This is a genomic window from Nocardioides sp. YIM B13467 (assembly GCF_042788075.1).
In the GTDB taxonomy this organism is placed as follows: domain Bacteria; phylum Actinomycetota; class Actinomycetes; order Propionibacteriales; family Nocardioidaceae; genus Nocardioides.
Window position 1 is genome coordinate 40,499 of record NZ_JBHZPJ010000015.1, and the last position, 6,136, is coordinate 46,634.

Annotated in this window: 8 protein-coding genes; 2 read left to right on the plus strand and 6 right to left on the minus strand. The window is 69.2% G+C overall.

Going from position 1 to position 6,136, the window contains the following annotated elements; all coding sequences use genetic code 11:
* Nucleotides 1-4: 4 nt before the first annotated feature.
* The 5 genes from ACFX43_RS04175 to ACFX43_RS04195 all read right to left on the minus strand — a co-directional run bounded on the left by ACFX43_RS04175 (nt 5) and on the right by ACFX43_RS04195 (nt 3,484).
* On the minus strand, nt 5-868 hold the full coding sequence (locus tag ACFX43_RS04175) for a peptidoglycan-binding protein (protein WP_378817382.1): 864 nt from the start codon (nt 866-868) through the stop codon (nt 5-7).
* Between the two features lie 132 nt (nt 869-1,000).
* A complete protein-coding gene (locus ACFX43_RS04180; protein ID WP_378817384.1) occupies nt 1,001-1,657 on the minus strand; it encodes an exonuclease domain-containing protein in 657 nt (218 codons plus the stop codon).
* A gap of 57 nt (nt 1,658-1,714) precedes the next feature.
* On the minus strand, nt 1,715-2,134 hold the full coding sequence (locus ACFX43_RS04185) for a hypothetical protein (RefSeq protein WP_378817387.1): 420 nt from the start codon (nt 2,132-2,134) through the stop codon (nt 1,715-1,717).
* 37 nt (nt 2,135-2,171) lie between these two features.
* Nucleotides 2,172-2,468 (minus strand): DUF2087 domain-containing protein, encoded by a 297-nt coding sequence (locus tag ACFX43_RS04190; RefSeq protein WP_160026936.1) that lies wholly within the window; start codon nt 2,466-2,468, stop codon nt 2,172-2,174.
* Nucleotides 2,469-2,485: 17 nt separating this feature from the next.
* Nucleotides 2,486-3,484, minus strand: a complete 999-nt coding sequence (locus tag ACFX43_RS04195) for a TIGR01777 family oxidoreductase (RefSeq protein WP_378817390.1) — start codon at nt 3,482-3,484, stop codon at nt 2,486-2,488.
* A gap of 92 nt (nt 3,485-3,576) precedes the next feature.
* Between ACFX43_RS04195 and ACFX43_RS04200 the strand changes: the two genes are divergently transcribed.
* Together ACFX43_RS04200 and ACFX43_RS04205 are read left to right on the plus strand one after the other, a co-directional pair.
* On the plus strand, nt 3,577-4,185 hold the full coding sequence (locus ACFX43_RS04200) for a hypothetical protein (protein WP_378817393.1): 609 nt from the start codon (nt 3,577-3,579) through the stop codon (nt 4,183-4,185).
* On the plus strand, nt 4,182-4,805 hold the full coding sequence (locus ACFX43_RS04205) for a TetR/AcrR family transcriptional regulator (protein WP_378817396.1): 624 nt from the start codon (nt 4,182-4,184) through the stop codon (nt 4,803-4,805). The genes ACFX43_RS04200 and ACFX43_RS04205 overlap by 4 nt, the downstream gene beginning before the upstream one ends.
* Nucleotides 4,806-4,812: 7 nt before the next feature.
* Here ACFX43_RS04205 and ACFX43_RS04210 read toward each other — a convergent pair.
* Nucleotides 4,813-6,136, minus strand: a 1,324-nt coding sequence (locus ACFX43_RS04210) for a DUF222 domain-containing protein (protein ID WP_378817398.1), incomplete at its 5' end; no start/stop codon positions are given.

Consider the following 6,136-nt stretch of genomic DNA (forward strand, 5'->3'; position numbering starts at 1 on the left):
GTTCTCAGGACCAGTAGATGACGACCCCGTCGCCGATGTCGACCTGGTCGTAGAGCGAGGTGATGGCGCCGTAGTCGCGCACGTTCACGCAGCCGTGGGAGGCGCCGTTGTAGCCGTTGGCGGCGAAGTCGGGGGAGTAGTGGACCGCCTGGCCGCCGGAGAAGAACATCGCGAACGGCATTGGGGTCTTGTAGATGGAGGAGACGTGGTCGCGGCTCTTGGCGAAGACCGAGAACTGGCCCTCGCGGGTTGGCAGCTCCTGCGAGCCGAACCGCACCTCGACGCTCATCTGTACGGTCCCGCCGACGACCCAGCGCAGCACCGAGGTCGACTTGTCGATGCACATCACCCGGCCGGTCAGGCAGCGCGGGTCGAGCTTGCCGGAGGGCACCGGCGGCGGCGCGTTGGTCAGCTCGGCCTCGGTCGGCTCGCGGGTCATCGCGTGCAGCCGGTCGAGGGTGGTCTGGTCCACGAAGCCGGTGACCGCGATGCCGCGCTTGCCCTGGAAACCGGAGACGGCCTCGGTGGTGACGTTGCCGTAGAACCCGGTCACGCCCGCGTTGAACCAGCCGATCTGCTTCAGGCGCGCCTGCAGGTCACGTACGTCGTCACCGCTGTCACCCTTGCCGAAGAGCCGCGGGCCCGAGGTCGGGGACGGCTTCGGCTCGGGCTTCGGCTTGGCGCTGGGCGACGGTGTCGGCGTGGCGCTCGGCGATGCCGATGGGCTGGCGGAGGAGGAGCCCGCGGCCGGTGACGCGGTCGCCTCGGGCGCAGGCGCGGCGGCCGGCTCCACGGCGCAGGCCGCGAACGTGGTTGCCAACAGGGCGGCGAGCGCCCCGGCGATCAATCCCCGGATGACCATCTTCATCGCCTCACTTCGGACCAGGGCCCTCAAGGTGCTGTTACTTCAAGTAACGCTGGGCCGACGACATGGTGATGTCCGAACCGGGCTCTCCGGTTGCATTTCTGCGGGAAATGTCCCGGATGTTGGGACGATCCCTCAGCGAAGCGGTCGCCGGACGCGGCTGAACCAGCGGCGTACGGTCCGTTTCAGCCGGTGTCGCGAGGTGTTGCACTCCACCAGAGGCAGGGTGAGACCGGCCCGGTGGGCGTCGGCCAGCTCGCGCAGCAGGATCTCCGCGGCCACCCGGGTGTCGTCACCCGCGTCGTGGGCCTTCAGCTGCTCGACCGCGTAGTAGGCCGCGATGGTGGCCAGCGACTTGTCGGGCACCTCCAGCGCGAGCGCCTTCGCGAACCGCATCGTGCACAGCCACTCCAGGACCTCGAGCCGTACGCCGGCACGGTCCGACTCCACGGCCACGAACGTCCAGTCGAACGCGGCGTTGTGGGCCACGAAGACCCGGCCGGCGAGGCGCTGGGCGATCGCGGGGGCGACGTCCCGGAAGAGCGGAGCACCGGCAAGGTCGGCGCTGGTCAGGCCGTGGACCTCGACCGGCCCCGGGTCGACGCCGACGCCGGGGTTGACCAGCGTCTCCCACTCCGACTCGGCGGTGCCGTCGGCGGAGATCTGGCGGATCGCCACCTGGATCACGCGGTCGCGGTAGGGGTCGAGCCCGGTCGTCTCGACGTCGAGAACCGCGTAGCCCCGGCCATTGCGCCGGGCTTCGCTCCGGCCGCGTGATTCGGTGGTGGTCACAAGGCTGACGGTATCGGTGAGCACCGACAGTCCTGGCCGGTGTCCCCGCGGGCGGAGCTAGCCCGACACCACGCCCAGAGCCACGATCCCGACGATGAAGAGCAGCAGCACGACCATCATGAGGACGAATCCGAGGACTCCGGGCTTGCGCTGCTTCTCGTGCCCGATCGCACCCTTGCTGAACCCGGTCAGCGGCGTGGCGTAGAAGACCGGAACGGTCTGGCCCTCGGCGACGTCGAAGCTGAGCGACGCCTTGCCGAACTTCCAGGTCCACTGGGCGTACATGTCGACGTTCCAGCGCCCCGGCGGCACCGGGAAGACGTTCCGGCCGTACTGCGTCGGCATCTGGTGGCCGTTGAGCAGCACCGTCGGCACGATCATGTTCGAGGTCATGTGGCTGCCCTGGATCGTCAGGTCGATCCACCCCACGGGCGGCTGTCCGGGCACTGGCTGGCCCGACTGGTCCGGCATCGTCATGGGGCGAATCATGCCCGACGTGCGGGACCCTCGCCGCTCAGACCTCCACGCTCCCGCCGTCGCGCCAGTAGTAGCCGTCCTCGCGCATCATGAACCCCTCTTCGAAGAGGTAGCGGCGCAGCGCGGCGACGTCCTCGTGGAACCGCCCCAGGATCTCGTTGACCTCCCGCTCGGGGTAGACCTTCCCTGGCTCGAAGGCCTGCGCGAGCTGGTTGAGCACCACCAGCTTCTTGACGTGCTTCGAGGGGATCGTCAGCAGCCGCCCGTCCTTGCCGAAGAACCGCCTCAGGGTCTCGGCGTCGTCGGGTCGGGGCTGCCAGGTCGCGCGAGTCACCATTTCATCGTGGCCGATCAGGCTGGGCGATGCGACTGGTTTCTCTGCCGCGTCCGCCGGCGCGTCCGCCGCCGTGCCCGGCTGACGAGGTCGTGGGCGGCGGAGGCCCAGTCGGCGTACTCGAACTCGAAGCCTGCCTCGAGCAGCCTCCCCGGCACGACACGACGGCTCTTGAGGAGCAGCTCGGTGTCCGTACGCAGCGCCCACGCCCCGATCTCGGCCATCCAGCGAGTGGCGGGCAACCCGATCGGCATCGCAGCCTCCTTCCGCAGGGCGCGCATCAGGTCGCGCTGCGGAAGTGGCCCCGGAGCCGCCAGGTTCACCGGTCCGGCGATGTCATCGCGCCCGATGAGCAGATCGCAGGCGCGTACGAAGTCGGTCTCGTGGATCCAGGAGACGAACTGGTCGCCGCCCGCGACGGGCCCGCCGAGACCGAGGCGCGCCATGGTGAGGAGTACGTCGAGGACGCCGCCCTTGTCGGGGCTCATCACCATCGCCGAGCGGAGCGCCACCTGGCGGGTGTGCGGTGTCGCCGCCGCGGCCTGCTCGGCCTCCCAGCTCTTGGCGATCCTCGTGGAGAACTCCCAGTAGGCGGGCGTGTCGGGCTCGCTGCCGCCGATGATGCCGGTCGCCTCGTCGTTGGGTGCGTCGAGGCGGTGGGCGTAGATCGTCGCGGTGCTCATCTGCAGCCACGTGTGCGGCGGAGCCGATGCCTTCGCGATCGCCTCGCCGACGACCCTGGTCGACTCGATGCGCGAGTCCATCATCTGCTTCAGGTTGGCGTCGGTGTAGCGGCAGCTGACCGTCCGGCCCGCGAGGTTGACCACCACGTCCGCGCCGTCGATCTCCTCGGCCCAGGGGCCGATCGTCCGGCCGTCCCAGAGGCGATGGCGTACGCCTTCTTCCAGCTCTTCCTGGTGGCGAGAGAGCACCACGACCTCATGTCCTCGCGTGCTCCAGGCACGCCGCAGGATGCCTCCGACCTGGCCGGTTCCACCGGGGATGACGATCTTCATGGAAGCGACCATACGACCTATTTGAGCGATCGCTCAAGAGATGCGCTACCTTGAATTTGAGCAATCGCTCAAATTGGTCGAAGGAGGCGTACATGGCTGATCGAATGTGGTCTGTGTTCTGGGCGTTGTGCCGCTGGTGGTTCTTCGGAGTCGTCCTCGGAGTCATCGTCGGAGGATGTGTGGGGAGCGCGGCGATGCCGATCTTCGGAGTGCTCGCCGGAGCCTGGAACGGCGGCATCGTCGGTGCCATCGTCGGGCTGGTAGAGGCGCCACTGGTCGCACCCGCGGTGCTGTTCCCTTCGTCGACGGTCATCGACCGCATGTGGTCCGGCCTGGTGGGCTTCGCGGTGACCGCTGCGTTGGGCTACGTGATCTTCGTGGGCCGAGCGTCCGAGGCCGGCTTGGAGGACCTGGGGCCGCTGCTGGGCATCGCGGGGGCGTCCGGAATGGTGGCGTCCTGGTTCGGAGTGGCAGTGACACGGCGTGTACGGATCCCGCTGCCGGTCGTGGCGCTCTCGGCTCCTGCGCTAGGCCTGATCTGCGCTGTCGGGGGCGTCTTGTCCTGCCTCTTGCACGAGGGGGCGTCGGAGCCGGATCTCATCGCCATGTCCGTGCTGTCGGGACTCGCCTGTGGGGGCATACTCGGCGCAGTGCTGATCGTCTTCAACCAACTGATTGCCGAGGAGCCCCCAGCGAGATGAACCCCACCAAGGCCAAGCTGATGCTGGCGGTGACCGACCTGCTCAAGCAGGAGGGGATCGCCGGTCTCTCGGCGCGGGCGGTCGCCGACCGGGCGGGGGTCAACCAGGCTCTGGTCTTCTACCACTTCGGAACCGTCGTGGATCTCGTCGACCAGGCGTGCCGGGCAGCGACAGACGACGTGGCGGCGTCCTACCGTGACGAGCTCGCGGAGGTGACCTCGCTGAGCGAGCTGCTGGAGCTCGGACGGGGGCTTCATGAGCGGGAGCGAGCCGCGGGCAACATCACGGTGATGGCTCAGCTCCTGGCTGGTGCGCAGCGGGACAAGGCACTGGCCGAGACCGCGCGCTACGCGTTGGGCCGGTGGAACGAGGAGATCGAGGCCGCGGTCGCTCGTGCCCTGGAGGGGAGCCCCGTCGAGGGTGTGGTGGACGCGCCTGGGCTGTCGCGCGCGATCAGCTCGGCGTTCATCGGGCTGCTCATGTACGACGGTGTCGATCGCCCCGGCGCGGATTCGGCCTTCGCGTCCCTCGAGCAGCTCGGCACGCTCGTCGAGGTCATCGAGGATCTCGGGCCCGCGGCCCGGCTCGTTCTTCGGTCCCGGCTCAAAGGCCGCGGCTAGCGCGATTCTATGTGCGCCTGGTGAAGCGGATGTTGCCGTTGGGCAAGCGCTCATGAAGGTACGCGGCGTCGTGGGCGCGGTGGTGATGATGGCTGCAGAGCAGGGCGGCGTTGTCGAGGTCGGTCGCGCCGCCTTGGGCCCATTCGATCCAGTGGTGGGCCTCGGCCCAGGTCCCGGGGATGTCGCAGCCCTCGGCCTCACAGGTCGCCGACCTGAGCAGGAGGGCGCGGCGTTGGGCAGCGGTGAAGAAGCGTTCCTTGCGCCCGAGATCGAGGACCTCCGAGGCACCCCCGAGGACGGCGGGAAGGATGTTGGCGGTGCAGGCCAGCCGCCGGGCTTCGGCGGCGGTGATCGGGGTGCCGCCGACGATGCTGGCGATGCCGGCCTCGTTGCGGAGCTGGTCGATATCGATCGTGACGATCACCGTGGTGGCGTCCCCGCCGTGGATGGGGAGCCGGGTCGGGTCGAGGGTCTCGAGCAGCTGGCAGAACGCTCGTCCGAGGCGCCGGTGGTAGGGCAGGTACTCGCCGGTCTCGGTGCGGGTGCCGTCATCGCGGCGGGGTGAGGCAAAGGCCTCCAGGTTGGTGGCCAGCCGATCGGCGGCCGCATCGGGGATGACCGCGGAGATCCGGGTGGTGCCGTCCCCGAGGCGTCGCATGGCCAAGTGGGTCTTCTTCCGGGCGTGGGCCTCCTCGGCGGCGAGGCGTCGGGCTTCCTCGGCTTCGGCGATCTCGGGGTCGATGACATCGAGGATCCGGCGCCCGAGGCGGCGCAGCTGGGTGGGGTCGAACCGGGTCGCGTAGGCGACCAGGGCCTCTTCGGCCTTGATCCGGGTCTCGGGGTCGAGGTCGGCGGGGAGGTCGTCGAGGGCGTCGACGATGACGTGGGCCTGGGCGGGGTTGCAGGCACCGGCCCGCATCGCGGCCGCGACCAGCCCGTAGGAACGGTCCAGCGCCTGAGCCAACCGGAGGTCGGCGCGCAGGGTCTCGGGGCGTTGGTGGGTGTGGTGATGCAACCACGCCGCCACATCCCGCGCCGCACTCTCAGCCGCGACGTCATCGGCGGCCACCATCACGCGCAGCTCGAGCTCAGCCAGCTGTGCCTTGGCCCGGGCGATCTCGAGCAGCGTGGCGGCCTTCTGATCGGTGGCCATGAACAACGTATTCGCCTCAGAGACCAGACCAAGCGAGGCGGTGATCGCGACCACGGCCCCGAGCACAGGGTGTTGGGGTTGTTGCAGCGTGGTCATCGAACCGGTCACCTCCCGACGTACGAACTCTCCACACCCGCGCACGCGGATGTGTGTTGGTTCGCTGGTCTCGGAGGCCCGG